Origin of the sequence: Thalassovita litoralis, assembly GCF_900182725.1 — a bacterium.
Classification (GTDB): Bacteria; Pseudomonadota; Alphaproteobacteria; order Rhodobacterales; family Rhodobacteraceae; genus Thalassobius; species Thalassobius litoralis.
In genome coordinates this window covers 39,696-66,498 of sequence record NZ_FXTO01000019.1, presented here as the reverse complement: position 1 = coordinate 66,498, position 26,803 = coordinate 39,696, and the positions used below count along the sequence as shown (strand labels likewise).

Here is a 26,803-nt window from a genome sequence, read left to right as displayed (position 1 = left end):
GGCGGCGGGTCGCCACCCGATATGACCGCTGCCCCGAAGTCTTCCTCTCGGCCATCGCTCTCGCCGCAACAGTCATGTTTTGGTTATGAGTCCTGAGCCTAAGAAACAGCCGCGGCCTCGGGAATGGGCGCCAATGCAAAACCGAGGGTCTTGGCGCGCCGTTGAAGGTTTGACAGCATGCGTTGCCGATGTCGTTCATCATAGGCCGCTGCACCTTGATCCTGATATGTCATGCCATGCCGGATGGCATTGTAGAACAACACTGCAATCTTGCGCGCCGTGGCTGTGACTGCCTTCTGCTTTCCGATCCTTGCCGAGAGGCGTCGATAAAACGCTCCGAGGGCGGTGTCGCTTCGACCAATCGTGACGGCAGCCAGACGCAAAAGTGCAGCGGCGCGGCTGGAGGACCGGCGTGTTCGGGATGACAGCAGCTTGCCCCCGGAGATCTTATTCCCTGGGGCAAGACAGAGCCACGACGTGAAGTGCTTTGCGCTTTTCCAGGCGCGCAGGTCCGTGCCGCATTCGGCCACCAGCTTTAGCGCCAACGATGGGCCGAGACCGTGGATTTGGGTCAGATCCGTGCCCAGCACCCCGTAAAGTGCGGCCCGAACATCAAATGACGGCGCATTGTGCTGCCTGCCTTTGATCCGTGCTTTTGGAAGTGGGGCCAGATCATCGTCTGCCCGGACCGTCAGCGCCCCAACCGCCGCCTCCAGCCTGTGGTCGCACGCCTCGATCTGCGCTTTGTAGAAGTCGTATAGCTCCAGCGACTGGATCAGCGCAAAGACATGCTCCTCGCGGTCGTTACCGACCAGCGCGGCTTTAATCGTATCCGTCGAGGATTTGCAGCGGACATCCCGGAACGCTGCCAGCACCTCTGGATCACGCTCGCCTTCAACGATGGCACGGATAATCCGCATGCCCGTCGCGCCCGTGATGTCGGAGACGACATGATGCAGTTGCAGGTTCATCTCCATCAGTGCCTTCTGCATGTGCTGGATATGGGCAGCGGCATACTCGGTGAGCCGTTCCCGTTGGCGCATGTAGGCGCGCAGGGTGGCGACCTCAGCCGCAGGCCGGAAACTACCACGCAACAGGCCATAGGAATGCAACTGACGCAGCCATCCCGCATCGCTGACATCGGTTTTGCGACCCGGCACGTTTTTGGCGTAGCGCGCATTCACGAGGATGACCTCGAAGCCATGCGCCTCCAGAATCTCGAAGGCCGGTATCCAGTAGACGCCGGTCGACTCCATGGCCACGCTGGTGACGCCGCATGACTGGAACCAGTCTGCAAGGTCGTGCAAATCCAGAGTGAATGTCCCGAAGGCACGCACTGGCATAATATCGGCGGCAGGGTTCACCGCCGCCATATGCATCGTTGAGCCGATATCGATCGCCGCCGCATTGGGATTGACCATCTTCAGGTCCGGGTGGTCGCCGGTTTTACGCTTTGTCATGACATCTCCTCCGTTCAGGGTGAAGAGCGTGAGCCATGCAAGTTCGTCATCTTCCTAACCGGGATCACCGAAATGGCGGCGTCACCACTCTCAAGTGCGCATCGGCCCATGTGCCACGTTTTTTAACGGGGTCCAGCCCACCAATAAGCCATCGGCAACTGCCCTTCAGGCGCAGCATAGCACAGCCTGTTGCTACCGCGCACAGGCGGGTAGCGGCCCGGAACGGTTTTTCAAAATGTCACGCAGTCGAAATCAGCGAAGCAAACCTATCCCATCGCTGGAAAACGCATTTCCAACGTCAGTTTAACAGTCATGTACCGGACCTGTTTCCCCCCAGGTAATAGTACATTGGCAGCTTCACATCACACGGATGCGTAACGGTTTCTGTGGCCGCCCCAGTGGCCAACTGAACTTCGCCCCCCAGTCGGGCTTTATTGAAATCTACCTGCTGTCCCGCATTCGCAAAAGATAGGATTTCCACAGAAATGCCGTCTTTTGTCCAAATTTCGCTCAAATTCGCAGAAAGACCGATCAAAATATCAAACGAATTGATCACGAAAACACAACAACATATGGGGTTAGAAAATCATGCAAACACCATATAGGCGAATAAATTAGATCAAATGATCCATAAACAGTAGCCTAAAAGTGGTTTTCTGTTGCCCGTTCCTCAACAATGCCACAATTCAAATCTCTGACATATTTTTGCCCAATTCTGTGAGGCAGCCCCCGAAACTGTCTCTGTTTCAGAACCAATTCCGCCGAAATTTACGCATTAGCAATGAATCTTTTGGCACGAAACCCGCCAATCCGGCGGAAAGTGGCCGAATCACCGTGGCATAAATCGCAACCGGCGCCCGCAGCCATAATTTGGGCGTAATTGCGGCAGCAAAGTTTCCTGAAAAGCCGAGAACCAACGCCAAAGGCCGGGCACAATCCGCCAGAGAATCGCAAACCCCTGCCCCATCTGCGCAAGGGCAAAACAACACAAGGTCTATCGCCACTCGTGCGATGGTGAAGCAATCAATCTGCTAAGAATTTTCTGAATTTGCGGAAATAACTTGAATATTCAAGCTGGTACCCAAGGCCGGACTCGAACCGGCACGCTATCACTAGCGGGGGATTTTGAATCCCCTGCGTCTACCATTCCGCCACTTGGGCACTGGGGATCATTTAGCCAACCGTCGCGCCAACGTCCAGAGGCAAAGCGCACCCAAAACGATCAGAATCCCCTAAATCAGAATTTTTTATCGCCCATCCAATCCCATGCTATTCCCGGCACATTTTGGCGCTAGCCTGTTCACAGCTTCATCATCAAACATCGCCATCAGCGGTTGACGCCCCGCCCCCTTCGTGGCGTAACGGGCCGAACCAAGCGGAACGCAAATCATGCTGAATTCACTTTATCGCTGGACGATGTCCCTTGCCGATCACCCCCGTGCGCTGTGGGTTTTGGCTGCTATTTCCTTTATCGAGGCATCCGTTTTTCCGATTCCCCCCGATGTGCTGATGATCCCGATGATTCTGGCGCGCCCATCGCGGGCTTGGCTGATTGCCGGGGTGGCGCTGCTGGCCTCTGTGGCCGGTGGGCTGTTGGGCTATACCATCGGGGCGCTGTTTTATGACCAGTTGGGACAGCCCATTCTACAGGCGATGGGCAAAGGCGACGCGATGACCGAATTCAACACCCGGTTCAACGATTTCGGGTTCTGGCCGGTGCTGATTGCCGGTGTCACCCCCTTCCCGTTCAAGGTGATCACGATCATGTCCGGCTGGACCGGGCTGCCGCTGGGGACATTCATTATAACGTCAATCATCGCGCGGGGGCTTCGGTTCTTCGTGGTGGCGGCACTGCTGTGGAAATTCGGCGCACCTATTCGTGATTTCATCGAGCGGCGTCTGGGCTTGATGTTCACGCTGTTCATCGTCATCCTTCTGGGCGGCTTCTATATTGTGAAATACCTATGACTCTTGACCGTAAAACACTGATTTCGCTGGCGGCTGCCGGATCTGCCGGGCTGTTGGGCGGGGCTTTTGTATTCCAGTTTCTGGGCTATGCCCCCTGTGAAATGTGCCTGTGGCAGCGCTGGCCCCATGCGGCGGCAATCCTGATTGGTGTTCTGGCACTGGCCGCACCATCGCGGCTGCTGTGCTGGTTGGGCGCACTGGCGGCGGCAATTACTGGCGGGTTGGGTGTGTATCACACAGGGGTTGAGCGCGATTGGTGGGAAGGCCCCACAAGCTGCACCGGATCAGGCGGCATGGACGCGGGGAACCTGTTATCGCTGGATGGGCCAAAGCTGGTGCTGTGCGATCAGGTCGCGTGGGACTTGTTCGGGGTTTCCATGGCAAGCTGGAACGCGATCTTTTCCTTTGGGCTGATGGTGCTGTGGATCATGGCCGCCCGCGCCAAGACCTGAACGCCAGCCGTATCAGAAGCATTTAACCCGCAGCACATCTGCGCTGACGGGGAATTTCGGGCGCTTTGGATGTCGTCGCCACGGGACAGCACAAGCTGCCCCGCAGCAAAAGATCAGGCAACCTGCCGTGCGCGCCATTGCGGGAAGGGATCAGCCATCCCCGCCCAAGCCGCAGGCGTAAAATCGTTCCCCTGAACCAGCGCAGCATTCAGCCTGTCACAGATCACGTCACGATCCAGCCCCACCCCGATAAACACAATTTCCTGCCGCCGGTCGCCCCACGGCTCTGCCCAGTTTCGGGCGATTTCGGCCTGCGCCTCGGGGTGAGAGGGCAAACGATCCTGAGGCACGGATGCCCACCAACGCCCCAACGGCGTCACTGATGACATCGCCCCTGCAAGGCTGAATTCCACCGCCCAATCAGGCCGTGTCGCCAACCAGAAATGCCCCTTGGCGCGGATCACGCCGGGCAATTCGCCATTCAGAACCGCATGAATTTTCGCGGGATCAAACGGCGCACGGGCGTGGTAAACAAACGAGCTAATGCCGTATTCTTCATCCTCGGGCGTGTGGTTGGCAAAACCGTACAATTCCTTGGCCCACATTGGATGTTCATGTGCCTTGTCGAAATCAAACAGCCCGGTATCAAGAATCGCACCAGCCGGGACATTGGAATGGTTCGTTTCGATGATTTTAGCATCAGCGTTCAGCGCACGAATAATCAACCGGGCTGCTTCCGTCCGCTGCGGTCCGGCTGCCTCTGTCTTGTTCAGGATCACCACGTCAGCAAATTCGATCTGTTCAGTCAACAGGCTGACAAGACTGCGATCATCGCCTTCGCCCAGGCTTTCCCCACGGTCGGCAAGGAAATCGTGGCTGGAAAAATCACCCAGCAGATTCACGGCATCGACCACCGTCACCATTGTGTCCAACCGCGCCACATCTGACAGGCTGTCCCCCCGTTCATCCCGAAAATCAAAGGTCGCAGCCACGGGTAGCGGTTCGGAAATGCCGGTGGATTCGATCAACAGATAGTCAAAACGCCCCTCCTCGGACAGGCGGCGTACCTCTTGCAGCAGGTCATCGCGCAGCGTGCAGCAAATGCAGCCGTTCGACATCTCGACCAGCTTTTCCTCGGATCGGGACAGTTCGGCCCCCTCGCGCACAAGATCAGCGTCGATATTCACTTCGGACATATCGTTGACGATCACCGCAACGCGGCGACCTTCGCGATTGTTCAGCACACGGTTCAGCAGCGTGGTTTTACCTGCCCCAAGAAAGCCCGAAAGGACCGTAACGGGAAGGCGAGTATCCTGAATATTCATTGTGACCTCTTTATTGGTTGCTCAAAAAGGTGATGCGCATGGTTGCGCGCGTTTATTCGCACGGCGTCACCTTCGGACGGAGGGTATGTTATAATATAACCATACCATCAAGTAAAAGCCGCGAAACCACGGGTTCTATGTCGCTGTGTCACATTATTTTGGGTTCAGAATAAAAATGGGGGGCATAAGCCCCCCAGTTTCGCCGCTCAGGCTCAATCATTCGTACCGCCCGGTTTGTTTTTGCCTGCGGCCTGAGCGTCGCCGGGCCGAACGCATCCGCCCCGTGATCTGTGGGCAGAGGTCACTGCCCTTTCTGTCTGAGCAGATAAGAATTTTTGAAAAATTCTTATCCAAATTCTTTTCAAGAATTTGGGCCAGCCCTAAGGACCGGCCCTATTCCTTAACTACAGCCCGAAGTCGCGCCGCAGGTGTTGCATTTCATACAGGTGCCGTTGCGCACCAGCGTGTAGTTGCCGCAATCGCCACAGGCTTCGCCCTCGTAGCCCTGCATTTTCGCCTTGGTCCGGGCATCCATGCTGACCGCCCCCGAGGATACCGCCGTGCTGGACGACAGCACCGCCGTACCCGTCCCCGTGCCGATGGTTTCAGGCACCAGCGTTTGTAGCGCGGCTTCGGGGTCTTTGCCGCCGAATGCCATGCCGCCAATGCTTTGACCGCCTTGCAGCACCACCAATTCCTGCGGCAGACGTTTGCGCAAATAGCCGGTCGAGCTGATCTGTTTCAGCACTTCCAGCGACCGCGACGCCGCGCTTTCGCTTAGTTCTTCGACATTGGACACGCCTTCTTCGACACCACGGCCCAGATCGTCAAAGCTGGCCCCTTGCGGTTTCACATGCGCCAGATCAGTGCGATCCAGATAGGACACGGCCAGTTCGCGGAAGATGTAATCAAGGATCGACGTAGCGTTCTTGATGGAATCATTCCCCTGCACAATCCCCGCAGGTTCAAATTTCGTGAAGGTAAAGGCGTCCACGAATTCTTCCAGCGGCACGCCGTATTGCAGGCCTACGGACACGGCGATGGCAAAATTGTTCATCATCGCACGGAACCCCGCGCCTTCCTTGTGCATGTCGATGAAAATCTCGCCCAGCGACCCGTCTTCGTATTCGCCGGTCCGCAGATACACCTTATGCCCGCCGACAACCGCCTTTTGGGTGTATCCCTTGCGGCGTTCAGGCATTTTTTCGCGGTGGCTGCGGACGATTTCTTTGACCACAACCTTTTCCACGATCTTTTCGGCCAGAACGGCGGCTTTTTCCTGCGCCGATCCGCTTTCCAGAATTTCGGCGGCTTCGTCGTCATCCTCGATCAGTGCGGCAGCCAGCGGTTGCGACAGTTTGGACCCGTCCCGATACAGCGCGTTCGCCTTGATCCCCATCTGCCACGACCGTTCATAGGCGGCCTGACAATCTTCGATCGTCGCATCGTTGGGCATGTTGATCGTCTTGGAAATCGCACCCGAGATAAACGACTGCGCCGCGGCCATCATGTCGATATGGCTGTTGACGGACAGGTAACGCTTGCCCTTCTTGCCACAGGGGTTGGCACAATCGAAGATGCTGTAATGATCTTCGGACAGGTGCGGCGCGCCTTCCAGCGTCATCGTCCCGCATACATGATCATTGGCAGCTTCGATGTCTTTCTTGGAATATCCCAGATGCGACAGCAGGTTAAACGTGGGATCAGCCAGTTTTTCCGCCGGGATGTTCAGCACGTTGGTGCAGAATTCCTCGCCCAGGGTCCATTGGTTGAACACGAACCGGATATCAAAGGCGCTGCCAAGCGCGCGTTCCACCTTGTCCAGTTCGGTTTCGGTGAACCCGTGGCGCATCAGGCTGGCATGGTTGATCCCCGGCGCGTTACCGATGGTGCCATGTCCCACGGCATAGCCGATGATTTCCTCGATCTGGGCGCTGCTGTAGCCCAGTTTTTCCAGCGCAGCCGGAACCGAGCGATTGATGATCTTGAAATAGCCACCCCCGGCCAGTTTCTTGAACTTCACCAGCGCGAAATCGGGTTCGATCCCGGTGGTGTCACAATCCATCACCAGCCCAATCGTGCCAGTGGGCGCAATCACGGACACCTGCGCATTGCGATAGCCGTTCTGTTCGCCCAGTTTCAGCGCCTCGTCCCATGCCGTCATGGCCAGTTCCGACAGGCGGCTATCCGGCACATTGGCCAGATCCAGCGGCACGGGCTTGATCGCCAGCTTTTCATACCCTTCGGTCGCGCCATAAGCGGCAGTGCGGTGGTTACGGATGACGCGCAGCATATGCGCACGGTTGCGCGCATAGCCATCAAAGGCGCCCAGTTCCCCGGCCATTTCAGCACTGGTGGCATAGGCGACGCCGGTCATGATCGCGGTCAGCGCCGCGCCAAGCGCACGCCCCTGATCGCTGTCATAGCCCAATCCCATATTCATCAGCAGCCCGCCGATATTGGCGTACCCCAGCCCCAGCGTGCGGAAATCATAGGACAGTTGCGCAATTTCGCGCGACGGGAATTGTGCCATCATCACGCTGATTTCCAGCGTCACGGTCCACAGGCGCGTGGCGTGCATATAGTCATCCGCCTGAAACTCGCCATCCTTCAGGAAGGTCAGCAAGTTCATCGACGCCAGATTACAAGCCGTATCGTCCAGGAACATATATTCCGAACAGGGGTTCGAGCCGCGAATCTCGCCATCTTCCGGGCAGGTGTGCCACGCGTTGACGGTATCGTGAAACTGAATACCCGGATCGGCGCAGGCCCATGCGGCGTGGCCGATGTCTTCCCACAGGTCGCGGGCCTTCACGGTTTTGGCCACCGCGCCATCAGTGCGGCGCAGCAATTCCCAATCGGCATCGTCCTTCACCGCCTTTAGGAAGGCATCCGTGACCCGGACCGAGTTGTTGGAATTCTGCCCCGACACGCTGGCGTAAGCCTCGGAATCCCAATCGGTATCGTAGGTCGGGAATTCAATGCTGTCATAGCCCTGCCGCGCGTAATCCAGCACACGTTTGACATAGGTTTCCGGGATCTGCACCTTGCGCGCGCCACGAATGGCGGCTTTCAGGGTTTCGTTTTTCGCCGGGTCCACCGCGTCTTCGGTGCTGCCGTCCCACGCGCGGATCGCGGCGAAGATCTCGTTCAGTTTCGCCTCGTGCATCTTGCTGCCCGCAACAATGCTGGCAACTTTCTGTTCTTCCTTGACTTTCCAGTTCACGAATTCCTGAATGTCGGGGTGATCCACGTCGCAGATCACCATTTTGGCCGCCCGTCGCGTGGTGCCGCCCGATTTGATCGCCCCCGCCGCGCGGTCGCCGATTTTCAGGAACCCCATCAACCCCGAGGATTTGCCCCCCCCCGACAAGGGTTCATTCGCGGCCCGCAGGCTGCTGAAATTGGTGCCGGTGCCGGACCCGTATTTGAACAGGCGCGCCTCGCGCACCCACAGGTCCATGATGCCGCCATCCCCCACCAGATCATCGGCCACCGATTGAATGAAACAAGCATGGGGCTGCGGGTGTTCATAGGCGCTGGAGGATTTCGTCAGCGTCTTGGTTTGATAATCGACGTAATAATGCCCCTGCGACGGGCCGTCGATGCCATAGGCCCAATGCAGGCCGGTATTGAACCATTGCGGGCTGTTGGGCGCGGCGCGTTGGGTCGCCAGCATAAAGCGCATTTCGTCGTAATAGGCGCGGGCGTCTTCCTCGGTGCTGAAATAGCCGCCTTTCCAGCCCCAATAGGCCCACGCCCCCGCCAGACGGTCGAACACCTGCTTGGCACTGGTTTCGCCATCCGTCGTGGTTTCCTTTGACGCCGGAACCGAACGCCACAGAAACTCTGGCACACCGGCCTCTTTCACCTTTTTCAGTTTGACCGGAACGCCAGCTTTACGGAAATATTTCTGCGCAATGACATCAGAAGCCACCTGGCTCCAGCTGCTGGGAACTTCGACATTGTCCAGACGGAACACGATGGTGCCGTCAGGGTTGCGAATTTCCGAAACGGTAGTGACAAAATCCAGCGCGGCATAAGCATCCTGCCCGGCCTTGGTGAACTTTCTTTCGATTCTCATCAGCGCTGCCCCATTTTCTCAGCCTTGGTCCCTTGTCCGGTCGTCTGTGCGTCCGGGCCGATCAAAGCCATGACAGGGTGCAATCAGGCCAAAAGAATTCCACCAAGGCCAAACGGCCAAGCAAAATGGGGCCACGCCCCCATCATTCCCGATGTCTTCTGTCCCCCGCCTGTAGCGCCACTATATCTTGTAGGCTTTTTGACCGGCACCCACATCTTTTCGTATTGCGCCCTAATGGGTCAACGTCTTTTTTTACGCTCTGTTATCGTTTTTGAGGTTGACCGTCTAAAGGACAAGAACACGAGTGATTCAATTAGTTAACGTGTCTGGGGACAGCCCTGTGGAGCAATGTGTGGACAAATCCGGTTTTTCCTTTGATCGGGGCGCGTTAGCGGGATGACTTGTCAAAATGCCAGAACATCGCCGCAGCGCAGCAGCCCCGCATCATCACGCAGCGGGAAAATCACATAGATGCAGTAAGAGTGTCGTCAGGAACACACTAAATCTGGGAACATGCCCGAATCGCTGGCGTTGCTGAAACCCAAGGCATCCGCCCTTTTGGAAGGCATTCCAAAAGATGTATGTTAGATGATTTTATCAGAGATAAGTGGTCGGGGCGGCGAGATTCGAACTCACGACCCCCTGTACCCAAAACAGGTGCGCTACCAGACTGCGCTACGCCCCGGACCGTGGAAGCGACATACAAGCCCCGCGCAGGAATGAAAAGCGAAAATCGCCCTAAATCGACAAAACAGGCCGTGCAGACTTAGCAGCCCCAGGCCGCAATATTTTGCGCCACGGATGGATGGCGCATAACGCTGCCGGGCGTCAGCCCAAGCTGATCGGCGACACCACCGTTCACCTCTAGGACAAAGCGGATCGCACTGCCGCCGGGAATCGGCGTTTCATCCCCCGGCACGGCATTGCTGTGGATACGTTGCACAGTGCCGGTTTCATCCATGAAGATCATATCCAACGGAATCAATGTGTTGCGCATCCAAAAGGCCACGGCCTGCGGACGCGGATACACAAACAGCATTCCAGCGCTTCGAGGCATGGATGGCACAAACATCAGGCCACGCGCCCGTTCACTGGCCTCGTCGGCCAGTTCGATGGAAAACCGCGCCTGCCCCCAATCCCCCTTCAGAAAGACGGTATCGGCACGACACCCCGCGGCCCAAGTGGCGACAGGCACCCCAATGGCAACGAGGGCAGCCAAGACCAGCCGCCCCCACCCCATCAGAGCATATCCTTTTGTTTCAGCGCGGCTTCCCACGCCAAAATTTCAGTGGCCATGCGCCCGCGTTTTCCCTCGATCACGCGTAGCGCGACCGCTTCACCCGGTTGCAAATCGGCCAACCCCGAGCGTCGTAGCACTTCGATATGCACGAACACATCCTCGGGCCTCCCGAAAATATTGGCAAAACCAAACCCTTTGGCCTTGTCGAACCATTTCACCCTTGCGGGTTCCAGCGGTGCATTGCGGATCAATTCAGGATCAATTTCCTCGAAATCCGCCAAAACAGATCCTTCCGAAGCCTTCGGAGGGTCGATTTGATGGACTTCAGTTGCCTGAATGCCCCGCCCGGTTTCTTGCACCGAGATATCGATATATGCGCCGTCAGCAATCGAGCTTTGCCCGAAATTGCGCAGTACATTGGCATGTAACAAAATATCCGGGCCGCCATCATCAGCGACCACGAAACCAAACCCTTTGACAGGGTCAAACCATTTAACGTGCCCGTGTACCCTGCGAGCGCCGTTTGTGTCAGTTATCACAGCGTTGGTACCTAAATGAACGTCATCCCCGCTCCACTCATGGAACAAACTCGCTATCGGCTGCAAGTCAAAAATTGACTTTTTTCAACCGCTTGCATTTCACGTTACGCGAGTGTCACGGGTTCAGACGTGTGATTGTCCAGTTTTTTTCAGGTGCTTGGCGCCGCCACACGAACCGATCATGCAGGCGAAAAGCCCCGTCCGCCCAGAATTCAATCTCGACCGGGCTGATTCTAAAACCTCCCCAAAAGGATGGTCTGGCGGGGTTCGGCCCATGACGCGCGGTGACTTTTGCGACTTCGGTCATCAGCGCTGTGCGCGATTCCAACGGTCGCGACTGTTTGGATGCCCATGCCCCCAGGCGGCTTTTCAGCGACCGCGAACGATAATAGTCATCCGCCTGCGGTCCTTCTTCGCGGGTGACGGTGCCACGCACCCGAATCTGGCGGCGCAGGGATTTCCAGTGCATGACGAAAGCCGCCTTACCCGCCTGTTCGATTTCCTGCGCCTTGGCGCTTTCGTAGTTGGTATAGAAAACGAACGCGTTATTTTCGATTTCTTTCAGCAGAACCATCCGCGCATTCGGCAACCCATCCGCATCCACGGTGGACAGCGCAATCGCGTTGGGATCGTTCAATTCGGCCTTTTCGGCCTCGGCCAGCCAATTCCGCGCAATCTGGAACGGGTCATCGCCCGCAAAAATTCCGGTTCTGTCGCTCATGTTTGTGTGTCTCACCCTTTTGTTCAGGCCCGCTGTTACGATCTACCGCCCCTGCCCTTGCGCTAAAATACCACCAAGGGCCAGATCGGGCCAGAATATCACCCACCCGCAGTTGGAGGTTTCAGCGACGTTAGGTCAAGCCCGGACTTGAAGCCTTAGCCCCGATCCCCTAAAGCATTTCCACCAGATTAGCAGGTCAGGGAATGCGATATGTCAAATCAACTGATGGCCGGAAAACGCGGGCTGATTATGGGGCTTGCCAATGACAAGTCCATCGCGTGGGGGATCGCAAAGGCCTGTGCCGATGCGGGGGCTGAAATGGCCTTTACCTATATGGGGGATGCGTTCCGCAAACGCGTTGTCCCGCTGGCTGAACAATTGGGCGTCGATACGCTGATTGATTGCGATGTGTCCGATCCCGCCTCGATCGACGCGGCCTTTGCCGCAATCGAAGCCAAATGGGGCAAGCTGGACTTTATCGTTCACGCCATCGGCTTTTCGGACAAGAACGAATTGCGCGGGCGCTATGTGGAAACCAGCCGCGACAATTTCCTGATGACGATGGATATCAGCTGCTACAGCTTCACCGCCGTCATGCAGCGTGCCGAAAAGCTGATGACCGAAGGCGGCAGCGCGCTGACGCTGACCTATTACGGGGCCGAACAGGTGATGCCGCATTACAACGTGATGGGCGTAGCCAAGGCCGCACTGGAAGCATCGGTGAAATATCTGGCCGAGGATCTGGGCAAAGACGGCATCCGCGTCAACGCCATCAGCGCCGGACCGATCAAAACACTGGCCGCCAGCGGCATCGGCGATTTCCGCTATATCCTGAAATGGAACGAGCTGAATTCGCCCCTGCGCCGCAACGTCACCATCGAAGATGTGGGCAAATCGGCGCTGTACCTGCTGTCCGATCTGGGCAGCGGCGTGACCGGCGAAAACCTGCATGTGGACGCGGGTTATCATGTGGTCGGCATGAAAGCCGTAGACGCCCCGGATATTGATGTTGTGACGGGTCGCAAGGATTGATCCAGTGGACATCGCGGCCCTGCTTGCCTTCAACCTTGCTATTTTAGGGGCGCTTGCCTCTCCGGGGCCAGCGGTGATCGCGATGTTGCGCGCCAGCCTTGGATCGGGGCGGCGTGCGGGGTTTCTGTGCGGGTTGGGCCTGTCCGTGGGCGCGACGTTATGGAGCTTACTGGCCGTTCTGGGCTTGTCGGCACTGTTTGCCGTGGCGCCGTGGGCGTTTCTGGCGCTGAAAATTGCGGGCGGGGCCTACCTGATCTGGCTGGCCCTGTCGCTGTGGCGCAATGCCGATGCCCCCGCGCAGGCCGAAGCGCCCCAAGGTCTGAACGGGTTTCGGCTGGGTCTTGTGACCAACATGGCCAACCCTAAAGCGGTGGTTTTCATCGCCGCTATTTTCACCACCGTTTTCCCGGCCATGCCCACAGGTGCCAGCGCGGCGCTGGTGCTGGCCAATCATCTGGCGCTGGAAATCATGTTCTACAGCGCCTTGACCTTCGGGCTGACCATTCCCGCGTTCCGCGCCGCCTATATGCGGTTCAAAGCTGTGTTCGACCGGGCCGCTGCTGCAGTTCTGGGGGTCATGGCGCTGCGGATCGCCACCTAAGCTAAGCCTACCAAATACACGCCAACCAGAGGAGCCGCCCATGTCAGACCGCCTGCCCCACGAAAAAGGGTTTCACATCAGCTGGGATCAGATTCACCGCGACAGCCGCGCATTGGCATGGCGGTTGGATGGACATGGACCCGACGAAGGCAATTGGCGCGCCATCGTCGCCATCACCCGCGGCGGTATGGCCCCGGCAATGATCATCGCGCGCGAACTGGATATCCGTATCATTGATACGATCAGCGTCAAATCCTACAACCATCAGGCGCAGATGGATGCACAAGTCCTGAAAGCCCCGGATGCCGATCTTATGGGCGATGGCGAGGGCATTTTGGTCATTGATGACCTTGTCGATAGCGGAAAGACGCTGGAACTGGTACGACAGATGTATCCCAAAGCGCATTTTGCCACGGTCTATGCAAAACCCAAAGGTCGCCCTCAGGTTGACACATTTATCACCGAAGTCAGTCAGGACACTTGGATATTCTTTCCGTGGGACATGGCACTTCAATATGTGGAACCGTATCGAGGCAAAGACTGATCACAGCGCCACATGCGCCAAAGGGGGCCGGAATTGAGCCAGCCCCCTGCCCGCGCCGCTGCGATTGACGCAACCAAGATTCCCGGCATTTCCACAGGGGATCAGACCCATCAGAAGCTTTATTCACTAGAACTGCTGCGCTTCCTCTGTGCCTTTACGATTGTCTGGGGACATCTGGGCGCACCGATGAAGGAAATCGCCTATGCCGGGCTGGATACCTTTATCGTTCTAAGCGTCGCGCTCAGCACACGGGCGTCCATGCGGCACCCGTTGCGCCCCTTCCTGATACAGCGCGTCCAACGCATCCTATTGCCTTGGCTGGGCTGGTGCCTGTTTTATCTGGCGCTGCGCGGGGCGTTACATGGCCCGGCGACGATGTTCACACTGACCGAACCGCTGTGGCTGCTGGTCGGGCCGGTGATCCATATGTGGTTCCTGCCCTTCCTGATGATTTCCGCGCCATTGGCCTATTCCGCGACGCATCTGCCACATGGGCGCGTATTTGGCGGGCTGTTTGTAGTGCTAACAGTGCCGCTGGCCTGTCTGGCCTATTATTTTGAATGGCATAAGGCGCTGCCGGTGCCGTTCGTGCAATGGTCCTTTGCCGTGCCGCCGCTGCTCTATGCGATCACCCGCGCATCGGGCCGCAGTCTGGGACCGTTGTTCATCTTAATTGGGGTTTTGACGGGTATGGCCTTGGCTCATCATCAGGAACCCGCGCTTTATCTGTTGATCTCTGCGCTGCTGTTCGAGGGCGCCTTGCGCATCCGCACCGTTGGCAAATGGGCGCAGATATTGGGGGATTCGGCCTTTGGGATTTACCTGTCACACCCGTTTTTCGTGATGGTCTGGACCCACTGGCTGGATTTCGAAACGCAAAAAGTGCCATTGGCGCTGGCGGTATTTGTCAGCTCTTTCTTGCTAAGTCTGGCCCTGATCGGGATCAGCCGTTTGCTGAGCAAACGTGGGAAAAAACGGCGTCACAGCCCGGCTTAGGGCGATTCCACCCTTGTACCGGACGCGGGCTGGCCTATCCTCGGGCGGGAATGACAGAACTGCCCGAGGCCAACCATGACTTTGCCGCGTACCGCCACCACCTTTGCCCCGCCCGTAATGGAGGCGCGGCGCTGGCTTCAGGGGGTGGAATTCCCGCCCGAGCGCCCGCTGATCAATGTCAGTCAGGCCGCCCCGATTGACCCGCCCCCCGAACCGCTGCGGCAAGCGATTGCGGAAACCGCGCTGGCCCTGCCATCGGCGCATCTGTATGGCCCGGTGCTGGGCCTGCCCGAATTGCGGGCCGAGGTGGCGGCCCAATTCAGCGCCGCCTATGGTGGGCAGATCGCAGACAGCAAAGTGTGCATCACATCCGGTTGCAATCAGGCCTTTTGCGCGGCGATGATGTCACTGGCGGACGAAGGGGATGAAGTTATCCTTCCAACCCCTTATTATTTCAATCATAAAATGTGGCTGGATATGATGGGCGTGCGCACGGTGGCGCTGCCCTCTGGTCAGGGGTTGCTACCCGATCCCGATCTGGCGCAGGCCTTGATTACCCCCCAGACCCGCGCGATTGTGCTGGTGACACCGAACAATCCCGGTGGCGTGGAATATCCGCCCGAACTGATCGCGGCGTTTCGGGACGTGGCCCGCGCCGCAGGCATTGCGCTGATCGTGGATGAAACCTATCGCGATTTTCACAGCCAAAGCGGTGCGCCGCATGATCTGTTCCACGATCCCGATTGGTCCGATACCGTGATCCAATTGTATTCCTTTTCCAAGGCCTATCGCCTGACCGGGCATCGCGTTGGTGCGCTGATCACCAGCCCCGAACGGTTGTCGCAGGTCGAAAGGTTTCTGGACACCGTCACGATCTGCCCAAATCAGTTGGCGCAACATGCCGCTTTGTGGGGGATGCGCAATCTGGGGCAATGGCTGTCCGGGGAACGGGCCGAAATTCTGGACCGCCGCGCCGCGATCGAGGACGGGTTCCCCAAGCTGGAGGAAAAAGGCTGGAAGCTGCTGGGTGTGGGGGCTTATTTTGCCTATGTCCAGCATCCGTTCCGGCGATCATCGGCGCAATTGGCGCAGGATTTGGTAAAAGACGCCGGAATTCTGGCCCTGCCCGGCACTATGTTCATGCCGGGTGATGATCCGGCGGGGGAACGACAGCTTCGGATTGCCTTTGCCAATATCGACCGGGGCGGGATCACAGAACTGTTTGACAGGCTTGCAGCCCTTGCCCCGCGCGGGGTCTCGTCGTAGACACGCAGCCACGACTTTAACTGACCCGGCGAAGGGAAGCACATGGCGCGCGGCGGCACGACGAAAATTCTGGTTTGGATCCTGATGGCGATGCTTATTCTGGGGCTTGGCGGCTTCGGGGTGATCAATCTGTCCGGCAATGTGCGCACGGTCGGGGCCGTGGGTGACGAAAAAATCACCGTGCAGGAATATGCCCGCGCCCTACAGGAAGAAATCCGCGGGCTTGAATCCCGGACCGGGCAAAGCATTTCGCTGCAACAGGCGCAGTCCTTTGGCTTGGATAAATCCGTGCTGGGCCGTCTGGTCGGATCGGCGGCGCTGGATAACGAAGCGCGCCAGATCGGCCTATCCATCGGGGATGAAAACCTGCTGAAACAGATCACACAGATTTCCGCCTTTACCGGGCCGGATGGCAAATTTGACCGCGAATCCTATAAATTCGCATTGTCGCAGGCGGGCCTGACGGAATCCGAGTTTGAAGCAGAAATGCGCGATGAAACTGCCCGCAACCTGTTGCAGGGCGCATTGATCGCCGGGGCGCAGATGCCCGGTGTCTATGTGGACACGCTGATGAATTTTCTGGCGGAACGGCGCGGCTTTACCTGGGCCGTGGTGACCCCGGATATGCTGACCGCACCACTGCCCACCCCGACCGAAGACCAACTGACCGCCTATCATCAGGCACACGAGGCTGACTTCACCACGCCGCAGGTGAAAAAGCTGACCTATGTCTGGCTGTCGCCCGATATGTTGCTGGATCAGGTGGATGTGGACGAAGCAGCCATCCGCGAACAATATGATGCGAATGCCGCTGACTATATGCGCCCCGAACGACGTCTGGTCGAACGGCTGGCATTTTCCGACGAAGATGCCGCGCTGACCGCCAAGGGCAAAATCGAGGCCAACGAAACCGATTTTGAAATGCTGGTCAAAGAGCGCGGTCTGGAACTGTCCGATGTGGATATGGGCGATGTCGCCAAGGACGATCTGGGCGCGGCTGGCGGCGCTGTGTTCAACGCCGAGGTTGGCGATGTGGTTGGCCCGTTTGAAACCACGCTTGGCCCGGCCCTGTTCCGCCTGAACGGTGTGTTGGCAGCTCAAGAAACCAGCTATGAAGACGCCCGTCAGGACATCCGCGATGAACTGGCAGACGACCGCGCCCGCCGCATGATCGAAGGTCAGGCCGATGCGATTGACGATCTTCTGGCCGGTGGGGCCACGCTGGAAGAACTGGTGAGCGAAGCCAAAATGCAGCTTGGCACCGTGGACTGGTTTGCTGATGTGGACGCCCCGATCAATGGCTATGCCGCATTCCGCGACGCCGCAGAGGCCGTGCAAGACGGCGATTATCCCGCGCTGATCCATCTGGATGATGGCGGGCTGGCCGCCCTGCGTCTGGAAAGCATCGTGGAACCGACGGTGAAACCGCTGGATCAGGTGCGCGACGAGGTGATCGCGGGCTGGGAAGCGGCAGAAACCACCAAAGCACTGGAAACACTGGCACAGGACATGGTGATGACACTGGCGACCGAGGGCGACATGGCCGCGCTTGGACTGACCGCACAGATCGAAACCAACGTGACCCGCAGCCAGTTCGTGACCGGCGCCCCGCGTGGGTTCCTTCAACAGGTTTTCACCATGAAACCGGGTGATGTGACCGTGATCGCGGGCGATGATCTGGTGACCATCGCGCGTCTGGATGACATCCTGCCCCCCGATGCAAATGATCCCGATGTCGTGGCAATCCGGGCGCAACTGACGCAGGATACCGCCGCATCGCTGGCACAGGATATCTATGCCGCCTATGCGCAGGAAATCCAGATGCGGGCGGGGATCACCCTGGATCAGGCCGCAATCAACGCGGTTCACGCGAATTTCCAATAAGGACGGGACTGACAGTTGGAACTGACCCCCTCTTTCGAAGACTTCGCCCGCGCCTATGAGGCCGGGGAAAATCAGGTTGTCTATGCGCGGCTGGCGGCCGATCTGGATACGCCGGTGTCACTGATGCTGAAACTGGCGGGGGGGCAAAAAGATGCCTTCATGCTGGAATCGGTCACAGGCGGCGAGGTGCGCGGGCGCTATTCGATCATCGGGCTAAAGCCGGATGTGGTGTGGAAATGCCACGGCACCGAAAGCTGGCTGAACCGCCATGCCCGGTTCGACCCGGAAGCCTTTGAAGCGCAAGGGGACGATCCGCTGACAGCCCTGCGGGCGCTGATCGCGGAAAGCCGGATTGATCTGCCCGACGATCTGCCTGCCGCCAGCGCGGGGCTGTATGGGTATCTGGGCTATGACATGATCCGGCTGGTGGAACGCCTGCCCGATGTGAACCCTGATCCGTTGGGCCTGCCGGATGCGCTGATGCTGCGGCCTTCGGTCGTGGCGGTGCTGGATGGCGTCAAGGGCGAGGTGACGGTGGTTAGCCCGGCATGGGTGTCAGACGGGCAATCGGCCCGCGCGGCCTATGCGCAGGCGGCGGAACGGGTGATGGACGCGCTGCGCGATCTGGAACGCGCCCTGCCTCAGGCCACCCGCGATCTGGGCGAAGCGCACGAAGCCGCCGCGCCGGTGTCGAACTTTTCAAAAGCCGCCTATATGGAGGCGGTCGAGAAAGCCAAGGACTACATCCGCGCGGGCGATATTTTTCAGGTCGTCCCATCGCAACGCTGGACGCAGGAGTTCCCACTGCCACCCTTTGCGCTGTATCGGTCCTTGCGGCGCACCAACCCGTCGCCGTTCATGTTCTATTTCAATTTCGGCGGGTTTCAGGTGATCGGGGCCAGCCCCGAAATTCTGGTCCGGGTGTTTGATCGTCAGGTGACAATCCGCCCCATCGCAGGCACCCGCCCGCGTGGCGCCACCCCGGAAGAGGACAAGGCGCTGGAACTGGACCTGCTGGCGGATCAAAAAGAACTGGCCGAGCATCTGATGCTGCTGGATCTGGGCCGCAACGATGTGGGTCGGGTGGCCAAGATCGGCACGGTGAAACCGACCGAGCAATTCATCATCGAACGCTACAGCCATGTAATGCATATCGTATCGAACGTGGTGGGCGAGCTGTCCGAAGATCACGACGCGCTGAGCGCCTTTTTCGCTGGGATGCCCGCCGGTACGGTTTCGGGTGCGCCCAAGGTTCGGGCGATGGAAATCATCGACGAACTGGAACCCGAAAAGCGCGGGATTTATGGCGGCGGCTGCGGCTATTTCAGTGCCAATGGCGATATGGATATGTGTATCGCCCTGCGCACGGCCATCGTGAAGGATCAGAAGCTGTATATTCAGGCCGGGGGCGGTGTGGTCTACGATTCCAATCCCGAGGCGGAATATATGGAAACCGTCCACAAATCCAACGCAATCCGCCGCGCGGCAGCCGATGCGGCGCGGTTCACCCGCAACGGCAATAGCTGACCCAACCCCGTTAGCGCGGGCGGGTTTGATCCGATTGTGCGCTGGCGCGCTCTGGTTTTCTCGTCGTCCGCCTTTGGCGGCCTTCTCGGGTTTTCCGGGGCGCTGCCCCAGACCCCGGAGTATTTCGGGCAAGATGAAACCAAGGCAGAGTGCTGCATGACCCGCGTGATCCTGTTCAACAAGCCGTTTAACGTGCTGTCTCAATTCACCGATAAGGGAACTGCGGGCAGCGAACGGGAAACGCTGTCATCCTATATCGACATGCCACAGGTCTATGCGGCGGGGCGGCTGGATCGGGACAGCGAAGGGTTGCTGGTGCTGACCGATAACGGGCGATTGCAGGCCCGGATTTCCGATCCCCGCAACAAGATGACCAAAACCTATTGGGTGCAGGTCGAGGGCGAAATCTCCGATGCCGCGCTGGAACAGTTGCGGCGCGGGGTTGTGTTGAAAGATGGGAAAACCCGCCCGGCACAGGCGCGGCGGATGGCGGAACCCGCCGGATTATGGCCGCGCAATCCGCCGGTGCGGTTTCGCAAATCCGTTCCCGATGGCTGGATCGAGCTGACAATCTCCGAAGGCCGCAACCGGCAGGTGCGCCGGATGACAGCCGCAGTGGGGTTCCCCACCTTGCGGCTGATCCGGTATCGCATTGGCGACTGGACGCTGGACGGGCTGGAAAGCGGACGCTGGCGCGACGCTTAACCCTTCTCTTGTTGTGCCAACAGCAGGGCCGAGATTGGGGCCAGCGCCACGCTGGCGGCACGATCCTGCAAGCCCCACAATAGAAGCGCCGAAATCGTATCCGGGCGCAAACGGCCCAGCATGATCACGCCGTCCTGATCCTGACGGGCCTTGAACGCGGCCTGATCCAGAAAACGGCGGATCACTTGGGCGCTTTGCTCCTTGGCGTCAAAATCACGGAACACGGTGGCAGCAGGCACGCCTTCTTTGGCGGCCAGTTTCTGAGCGGTGTTCAGCCCTTTGGGGAACAGCACCAGCCCATGCCCCGTTTCGGCCAGAATGGCCGCCGCCTGATCGGAAACCGGCTTGTCCGACTGTAGGCCGGTCTGGTCGCCTTCCATCACGGCGACAACGCCGGTCATTTTGGCCAAAGACGCCCGCATCAGGGATTCGGTATCTGTGGCGGTGGCCCCTTGCGGCATGTTCAGCAGCGCCAGAACCTCGAACCCGGCGTCGCGGTAACGTTGCATCCGGTCCACCGCATCCGGGGCCAGCGGGTCCACCGCGAAGCTAAGCGGATAAGGGAAGGCAGACAGCGCCTCCAACCCCATAGCATCCGCGCCTTCATCCAACAGAACGATGGACATCAGCGGCTTGGCCTCTGGGTTGTCGAAGGGGGCGGCATTGGCAACAATGGGGCGCTGTGCCGGGGTTTCGACAACGGGCGGTTCAGCCTGTTCGGTATCGTTTTTGTCGGTCAGGTTTCCGGCCGGGGTGCCGATGCGGGGGCGGTTAGCTTCGTCGCTCGCACTATCCCCCGTAACCGAAGGCAAGGGGTCGGCGCGTTTTGATGGTGCGGGCGGTTCGTTTTCTTCCGCGCCGGGGGTGGCATCAACCGGCGTGGGTTGGGGCGTATCCGGAAAGGCCTTGTCCTCGGGCGCGGCAGGAGCCGGGGGCTGCGCCGGGTCCGTGGAAATCGGAGCCTCGGCCCCTGCGGGGGCTGCGGGCTTCTGCACATCGGTTGCGGGGGTCGGCGCGGTATCGGTATCCGATTGCCTATCGGCAGGGTTTTCCCCTTCGACCGGGGGCGTCAGGGTGTTCGCCGGGGTGCCGGTTTCTGGGCGGTCAGCAGGTTTCGTTGCGTCCTTATCCAGCGGATCGCCATCTTTGGGCGGGGTATCCATTCGCGGCGCATCGCCCGCTTTGGGGGCATCATCCGGTGTCGCGGGCAGGTTGGGTTCCGAATCTTCACGCTTGCCCTGAAAATCCGATCCGGCGGGAACTTCGACAGCGCCGGTTTCCGGGGCAGGCCCATCGGGCAATGCCGCAATCAGGGACAACGCCCCGACCCCCACGCCGGAAATCACCACACCTGTCACGAACCCCCTGAAAACGCCCTTTGCCACTGTGCCGCCCTTTCGCCTGTGCCTGATCGTTGTGCCGATCGCCTGTTGTCTGTTTGTCGCGAATGACCCGCTGCCCCTTGACGGTCCGGGTCAAGCCTGAACAAGTATACCGCGACCAGTGGGGGTGTCTCCAGCCCCCAAAACGCAATGAAAAACCGAAAAGACCGCGCTGATGCTGCTTCTGATCGATAACTACGACAGTTTTACTTATAACCTTGTACATTATCTGGGCGAATTGGGTGCCGATGTGGTGGTGCGCCGCAATGATGCGCTGGATGTTCAGGCCGCGATGGCGATGAACCCGGCGGGGATTTTGCTGTCGCCCGGCCCGTGCGATCCCGATCAGGCTGGCATCTGTCTGGCCCTGACCAAAGCGGCGGCGGAAACCAAAACCCCGCTTTTGGGCGTGTGTCTGGGGCATCAAACCATCGGACAGGCCTTTGGCGGTCAGGTCGTGCGCTGCCACGAAATCGTGCATGGCAAGATGGGAACCATTCATCACACCGGCAAAGGGCTGTTCGCGGGCCTGCCGTCCCCATTCTCGGCGACGCGCTATCATTCGCTGGTCGTGGATCGCGCCACCCTGCCCGACTGTCTGGAAATCACGGGCGAGTTGGAGGATGGCACGATCATGGGGCTGCAACACCGGACCCTGCCAATTCACGGGGTTCAGTTTCACCCGGAATCGATCCGATCCGAACATGGGCATAAGATGCTGCAAAATTTCCTGAACGTGATGAAAGTCCCGGCATGAGCGACGCACTGAAACCCCTGATCGGCGCTGCTGCCGACCGCCCCCTGACCCGCGCCGAAGCGGAGCAAGCCTTTACCATCCTGTTCGAGGGCGAAGCGACCCCCAGCCAAATTGGCGGGTTCCTAATGGCGCTGCGCACCCGTGGCGAAACGGTCGAAGAATACGCCGCCGCCGCCAGCGTGATGCGGGCCAAATGCCACCATGTCACTGCCCCGGCGGGTGCAATTGACATCGTGGGGACTGGCGGCGATAGCAAGGGGACGCTGAATATTTCCACCGCAACCGCCTTTGTTGTGGCGGGTGCGGGCGTGCCGGTGGCCAAGCATGGCAACCGCAACCTGTCCTCGAAATCAGGGGCGGCGGATGCGCTGAGCATGATGGGCATCAACGTGATGGTTGGCCCGCAGGTGGTGGAAAAGGCGCTGGCCGAATGTGGCATCGCTTTTATGATGGCACCGATGCACCACCCGGCGATGGCCCATGTCGGCCCGGTCCGGGCCGAGCTGGGCACCCGCACGATTTTCAACATTCTGGGGCCGCTGACCAATCCGGCGGGCGTGAAACGGCAATTGACCGGCGCGTTCACCCGCGATCTGATCCGCCCGATGGCGGAAACGCTGGGCCAGTTGGGCAGCGAAAAGGCGTGGTTGGTGCATGGCTCGGATGGCACGGATGAGCTGACCATCACCGGCGTAAGCTGGGTCAGTGCGCTGAACGAAGATGGGCAGATCGAAGATTTCGAGGTCCATCCCGAAGATTTTGGCCTGCCGGTTCACCCGTTCGAGGCGATCATTGGCGGCGAACCTGCTGAAAATGCTGCGGCTTTTGCGGCGCTTCTGGATGGGGCCGAAGGGGCTTATCGCGATGCGGTGCTGTTGAACGCGGCGGCGGCGCTAAAGGTTGCCGGGGCGGTGCAGGAACTGAAGGACGGGGTGGAAATGGCCCGCCAAAGCATCGACAGCGGGGCCGCCAAGGCCAAGATCGACGCCCTGGCCCGCATCACCAGCGCCGCAAGCTGATGGCACTGCGCACGGATCGGTTGGGCGGTTGGGCCGCCCTGCCCTTTTTCGCAGACCTACCCCGGATACAGGCGCAACTGGATGCCGATCCGCGCCCGATTTTGCCGCCCGAGGACCGTGTTTTCGCAGCTCTGGAACATTGCCAACCTGCCGATACGCGCGTGGTGTTTCTGGGGCAAGACCCCTATCACACGCCGGGCGTGGCAAATGGGTTGGCGTTTTCGGTGGTGGCCGGGCAAAAGTTGCCGCCATCTTTGCGCAACATCTACAAAGAGTTAGGCACCGAATTTAACGCGACCCCGCCCGATGGCGACCTGACCCGCTGGGCCGATCAGGGTGTTTTGTTGCTGAATGACGTGCTGACCGTTCCCGAAGGTGTGGCCCGTGGCCACCGCAAGCGGATCGGATGGGAGGCATTGACCGTTCAGGTGCTGGATCACCTGTCGGACCGGCCCCGCGCCTTTGTGCTGTGGGGCAACGATGCCCGCGCCCATGCAGATCGGCTGCGGGCCTGCGGTCATCATGTTCAGGAAAGCGTTCACCCCTCGCCGCTGTCCGCCAATCGCGGATTTTTCGGCTCGCGCCCATTTTCATCGGTGAACAGGTGGCTTATTGATCAAGGGGGCGCCCCAATCGACTGGATAAAAGCATGACCGAAACCGGAACCGTTCTGGACAAGATCAAAGCCTATAAGCTGGAAGAAATTGCAGCGGATAAAGCTGTCAAACCGCTGGAAGCGGTCGAAGCCGAAGCGCGCGAGGCCAGCCCGGTGCGCCCCTTTGCCCAAGCGTTGTTCAACGCGTCCCGCGAAGGGTATGGTCTGATTGCCGAGGTGAAAAAGGCCAGCCCATCCAAAGGGTTGATCCGGCCCGATTTCGATCCGCCCGCGCTGGCACAGGCCTATGCCGCTGGTGGGGCAACCTGTTTGTCCGTGCTGACCGATACCCCGTCTTTCCAAGGGGCCAAAGAATACCTGAGCGCCGCCCGCGCGGCCTGTGATCTGCCTGCGCTGCGCAAGGATTTCATGTATGACACCTATCAGGTGGCCGAAGCGCGGGCGCTGGGGGCCGATTGCATCCTGATCATCATGGCATCCGTGTCCGACGCACAAGCGCAGGAACTGGAAGACGCCGCAACCGCGTGGGGAATGGATGCGCTGATCGAAGTGCATGATCAGGCCGAACTGGAACGCGCCGCCGCGTTGAAATCACGGATGATCGGCATCAATAACCGCAACCTGAAAACCTTTGAAACCTCTCTGGATACCACGCGCAAACTGTCGCGTCTGGCCCCGGCGGATCGGCTTCTGGTGTCGGAAAGCGGCCTGTTCACCCCCGAAGATCTGGCCGATATGGCCCGCTACGGGGCGCGGTGCTTCCTGATCGGCGAAAGCCTGATGCGGCAGGTCGATGTCGCCGCTGCCACCCATGCGTTGCTGGCTCATCCGCTGACCGCAGGACGGATTTGATGACTGGCCTGACCCATTTCGATGCCAAGGGCGATGCGCATATGGTGGATGTGTCGGACAAAGCCGTGACATCGCGCATTGCCACCGCCGAAGGCTGGGTCAAAATGGCCCGCGCCACCTATGACATCATTGCCGAAGGCCGCGCCAAAAAGGGCGATGTTCTGGGTGTGGCGCGGCTGGCCGGGATCATGGGCGCGAAAAAAACCCCCGACCTGATCCCGCTGTGCCATCCCTTGCCGGTGACAAAGGTCGCCGTGGAATTGACGCTGGACCCCGATTTGCCCGGTGTACGGATCAAAGCCACGGTGAAAACCACCGGCCAGACCGGCGTGGAAATGGAAGCCCTGACCGCTGTCAGCACCGCCGCATTGACGGTTTATGACATGTCAAAGGCCGTCGATAAGGCAATGGAAATCGGCGGCATTCGTGTGACGCTGAAAGACGGCGGCAAATCAGGACGGTACGAAGCATCATGATCACGGTCGAACAGGCACTGGAGCATCTGTTTTCACTGGTTTCCCCCTTGGGGTCCGAAACGGTGCCGCTGGCGCAGGCATCCGGGCGAGTCTTGGCCGCAGATGTGACTGCAACCCGCGACCAGCCGCCCTTTGCCGCGTCCGCGATGGATGGTTACGGTGTTCGCGCCGCCGAAGTGGCCGTGGGCGCAAAGTTCAAAATCATAGGCGAATCCGCCGCCGGGCATGGGTTTTCCGGCCCTGTCGGTCCCGGCGAAGCGGTTCGGATTTTCACCGGCGCCCCGGTTCCCGAAGGCGTGGATTTCGTCCTGTTGCAGGAAGATTGCGATCGGTTCGTCAATACGATCACCATAGACAGCGATCCGGGCAGCAACGCCAATATCCGCCCTGCCGGGAATGATTTTGCCGCCGGGTTTACGCTAAACGCCCCGCGCCTGCTGTCGCCCAATGATATTGCGCTGCTGGCGGCGATGAACGTGCCGCTGGTACAGGTGACCCGCCGCCCGGATATTGCGCTGATTTCCACCGGCGATGAATTGGTGATGCCCGGCGATACGCCCGGCCCCGATCAGATCATCGTGTCCAACACATTCGGGCTGAAGGCGTTGTTTGACAGCGCCGGGGCCAAAACCCGCATCTTGCCTATTGCCAAGGATCACCCCGCATCAATCGAAACCGCGTTCGATCTGGCACAAGGGGCCGATCTGGTGATCACGATCGGCGGTGCCTCGGTCGGGGATCACGATCTGGTGAGCGCTGTGGCGCAACAATTGGGGATGCAGCAAAGTTTCTACAAGGTAAAAATGCGTCCCGGCAAGCCGCTGATGGCCGGACGCATGGGCGATGCGGTGATGATTGGGCTGCCGGGAAATCCGGTGTCTGCCGTTGTTTGCGGCAATGTTTTTGTGTTGCCGGTGATTGCCGCGCTTCAGGGCTTTGCCCCCGCGCCCCGCACGCGGTTGTCCGCCACCCTGACGGCAGCGACCCCCGCCAATGGCCCCCGCGAACATTACATGCGCGGGCGGGTTGATCGGGGACAGATCACGGTATTCGACCGTCAGGACAGTTCGTTGCTAACCGTGCTGTCCGAGGCCAATGCCCTGATCCTGCGCCCCGCAGATGATCCCGCGCGGGATGTCGGGGATTTGGTGGAATACCTGCCCCTGTGATCCGGCGTCCCATGTGTGGCGGGGTCAGCGCATTGAGTATTTTTGGCAAGATGAAACCCTTGACTGCGCCCTAACGCGGGCGTGGCGCGAGCGTTAAGGCTAATCATAGTAACGGTTTCTGTGGGCATACGGTTTGAATTGAACATTACCGCTCGCGCCACGACGGTTGACACAAAACAGGAACATGC

Annotated in this window: 23 protein-coding genes, 2 tRNA genes and 1 pseudogene; 17 read left to right on the top strand and 9 right to left on the bottom strand. The window is 59.2% G+C overall.

From position 1 onward, the window contains the following. Positions 1–89: pseudogene (locus FN828_RS13765) on the top strand (IS5/IS1182 family transposase); the annotation flags it as partial. Positions 90–98: 9 nt separating this feature from the next. Here the strand turns inward: FN828_RS13765 and FN828_RS13760 are convergent. Further along, positions 99–1,460, bottom strand: coding sequence for an IS110 family RNA-guided transposase (locus FN828_RS13760; protein WP_142494049.1), 1,362 nt, complete (start codon positions 1,458–1,460; stop codon positions 99–101). Between the two features lie 1,075 nt (positions 1,461–2,535). Then, a tRNA-Leu gene (locus FN828_RS13755) sits at positions 2,536–2,621 on the bottom strand. Between the two features lie 228 nt (positions 2,622–2,849). On the opposite strand from FN828_RS13755, the gene FN828_RS13750 reads away from it, so the two are divergent. Beyond that, the gene (locus tag FN828_RS13750) at positions 2,850–3,428 is read left to right on the top strand and encodes a YqaA family protein (protein WP_142494048.1); all 579 of its coding nucleotides are present in this window, start codon (positions 2,850–2,852) and stop codon (positions 3,426–3,428) included. Further along, positions 3,425–3,880, top strand: a complete 456-nt coding sequence (locus tag FN828_RS13745; RefSeq protein ID WP_142494047.1) for a disulfide bond formation protein B — start codon at positions 3,425–3,427, stop codon at positions 3,878–3,880. Before FN828_RS13750 ends, FN828_RS13745 begins: the two co-directional genes overlap by 4 nt. A gap of 113 nt (positions 3,881–3,993) precedes the next feature. On the opposite strand, the gene FN828_RS13740 is transcribed toward FN828_RS13745, so the two are convergent. The 6 genes from FN828_RS13740 to pdxH form a co-directional block, all read right to left on the bottom strand. After that, the gene (locus tag FN828_RS13740; protein ID WP_142494046.1) at positions 3,994–5,205 is read right to left on the bottom strand and encodes a GTP-binding protein; all 1,212 of its coding nucleotides are present in this window, start codon (positions 5,203–5,205) and stop codon (positions 3,994–3,996) included. A 400-nt stretch (positions 5,206–5,605) separates the two neighbouring features. Further along, on the bottom strand, positions 5,606–9,289 hold the full coding sequence (locus FN828_RS13735; RefSeq protein ID WP_142494045.1) for a vitamin B12-dependent ribonucleotide reductase: 3,684 nt from the start codon (positions 9,287–9,289) through the stop codon (positions 5,606–5,608). 608 nt (positions 9,290–9,897) lie between these two features. Continuing rightward, positions 9,898–9,974 (bottom strand) — tRNA-Pro (locus tag FN828_RS13730). An 81-nt stretch (positions 9,975–10,055) separates the two neighbouring features. Further along, entirely contained in the window at positions 10,056–10,508 is a 453-nt protein-coding gene (locus tag FN828_RS13725; protein ID WP_235891490.1) for a DUF192 domain-containing protein, read from the bottom strand. A 20-nt stretch (positions 10,509–10,528) separates the two neighbouring features. Further along, on the bottom strand, positions 10,529–11,065 hold the full coding sequence (locus FN828_RS13720; protein WP_142494054.1) for a cold-shock protein: 537 nt from the start codon (positions 11,063–11,065) through the stop codon (positions 10,529–10,531). Between the two features lie 118 nt (positions 11,066–11,183). Further along, the gene (gene pdxH, locus FN828_RS13715; RefSeq protein WP_142494043.1) at positions 11,184–11,789 is read right to left on the bottom strand and encodes a pyridoxamine 5'-phosphate oxidase; all 606 of its coding nucleotides are present in this window, start codon (positions 11,787–11,789) and stop codon (positions 11,184–11,186) included. 210 nt (positions 11,790–11,999) lie between these two features. On the opposite strand from pdxH, the gene fabI reads away from it, so the two are divergent. The 8 genes from fabI (at position 12,000) to FN828_RS13675 (ending at position 20,344) form a co-directional block, all read left to right on the top strand. Beyond that, entirely contained in the window at positions 12,000–12,821 is an 822-nt protein-coding gene (fabI, locus tag FN828_RS13710) for an enoyl-ACP reductase FabI (protein ID WP_142494042.1), read from the top strand. 4 nt (positions 12,822–12,825) lie between these two features. After that, a complete protein-coding gene (locus FN828_RS13705) occupies positions 12,826–13,422 on the top strand; it encodes a LysE family transporter (RefSeq protein ID WP_142494041.1) in 597 nt (198 codons plus the stop codon). Positions 13,423–13,462: 40 nt separating this feature from the next. After that, positions 13,463–13,966, top strand: coding sequence for a xanthine phosphoribosyltransferase (gpt, locus tag FN828_RS13700; protein ID WP_142494040.1), 504 nt, complete (start codon positions 13,463–13,465; stop codon positions 13,964–13,966). A gap of 33 nt (positions 13,967–13,999) precedes the next feature. Beyond that, a complete protein-coding gene (locus FN828_RS13695; protein ID WP_185959020.1) occupies positions 14,000–14,962 on the top strand; it encodes an acyltransferase family protein in 963 nt (320 codons plus the stop codon). Between the two features lie 75 nt (positions 14,963–15,037). Next, complete coding sequence (locus FN828_RS13690; protein ID WP_142494038.1) at positions 15,038–16,228, top strand: aminotransferase; 1,191 nt, start codon at positions 15,038–15,040, stop codon at positions 16,226–16,228. 42 nt (positions 16,229–16,270) lie between these two features. Further along, complete coding sequence (locus tag FN828_RS13685; protein WP_142494037.1) at positions 16,271–18,112, top strand: peptidyl-prolyl cis-trans isomerase; 1,842 nt, start codon at positions 16,271–16,273, stop codon at positions 18,110–18,112. Positions 18,113–18,127: 15 nt separating this feature from the next. Beyond that, a complete protein-coding gene (trpE, locus tag FN828_RS13680) occupies positions 18,128–19,639 on the top strand; it encodes an anthranilate synthase component I (RefSeq protein WP_142494036.1) in 1,512 nt (503 codons plus the stop codon). A 36-nt stretch (positions 19,640–19,675) separates the two neighbouring features. Beyond that, complete coding sequence (locus FN828_RS13675) at positions 19,676–20,344, top strand: rRNA large subunit pseudouridine synthase E (RefSeq protein WP_408033807.1); 669 nt, start codon at positions 19,676–19,678, stop codon at positions 20,342–20,344. Here FN828_RS13675 and FN828_RS20565 read toward each other — a convergent pair. Next, the gene (locus FN828_RS20565) at positions 20,341–21,729 is read right to left on the bottom strand and encodes a divergent polysaccharide deacetylase family protein (RefSeq protein WP_235891489.1); all 1,389 of its coding nucleotides are present in this window, start codon (positions 21,727–21,729) and stop codon (positions 20,341–20,343) included. The genes FN828_RS13675 and FN828_RS20565 overlap by 4 nt on opposite strands. Positions 21,730–21,901: 172 nt before the next feature. Between FN828_RS20565 and FN828_RS13665 the strand changes: the two genes are divergently transcribed. The 6 genes from FN828_RS13665 to FN828_RS13640 are packed head-to-tail and all read left to right on the top strand — an operon-like array spanning position 21,902 to position 26,615. Further along, a complete protein-coding gene (locus tag FN828_RS13665; RefSeq protein ID WP_142494035.1) occupies positions 21,902–22,483 on the top strand; it encodes an anthranilate synthase component II in 582 nt (193 codons plus the stop codon). After that, positions 22,480–23,502: an anthranilate phosphoribosyltransferase gene (gene trpD / locus FN828_RS13660; RefSeq protein ID WP_142494034.1), complete on the top strand. Its 1,023-nt coding sequence runs from the start codon at positions 22,480–22,482 to the stop codon at positions 23,500–23,502. Before FN828_RS13665 ends, trpD begins: the two co-directional genes overlap by 4 nt. Then, positions 23,502–24,155: a uracil-DNA glycosylase gene (locus FN828_RS13655; RefSeq protein ID WP_142494033.1), complete on the top strand. Its 654-nt coding sequence runs from the start codon at positions 23,502–23,504 to the stop codon at positions 24,153–24,155. The genes trpD and FN828_RS13655 overlap by 1 nt, the downstream gene beginning before the upstream one ends. Further along, positions 24,152–24,970 (top strand): indole-3-glycerol phosphate synthase TrpC, encoded by an 819-nt coding sequence (gene trpC / locus FN828_RS13650; RefSeq protein ID WP_142494032.1) that lies wholly within the window; start codon positions 24,152–24,154, stop codon positions 24,968–24,970. Before FN828_RS13655 ends, trpC begins: the two co-directional genes overlap by 4 nt. Beyond that, entirely contained in the window at positions 24,970–25,446 is a 477-nt protein-coding gene (gene moaC, locus FN828_RS13645) for a cyclic pyranopterin monophosphate synthase MoaC (protein WP_142494031.1), read from the top strand. The genes trpC and moaC overlap by 1 nt, the downstream gene beginning before the upstream one ends. Beyond that, a complete protein-coding gene (locus FN828_RS13640; RefSeq protein WP_142494030.1) occupies positions 25,443–26,615 on the top strand; it encodes a molybdopterin molybdotransferase MoeA in 1,173 nt (390 codons plus the stop codon). The genes moaC and FN828_RS13640 overlap by 4 nt, the downstream gene beginning before the upstream one ends. Positions 26,616–26,803: the final 188 nt, after the last annotated feature.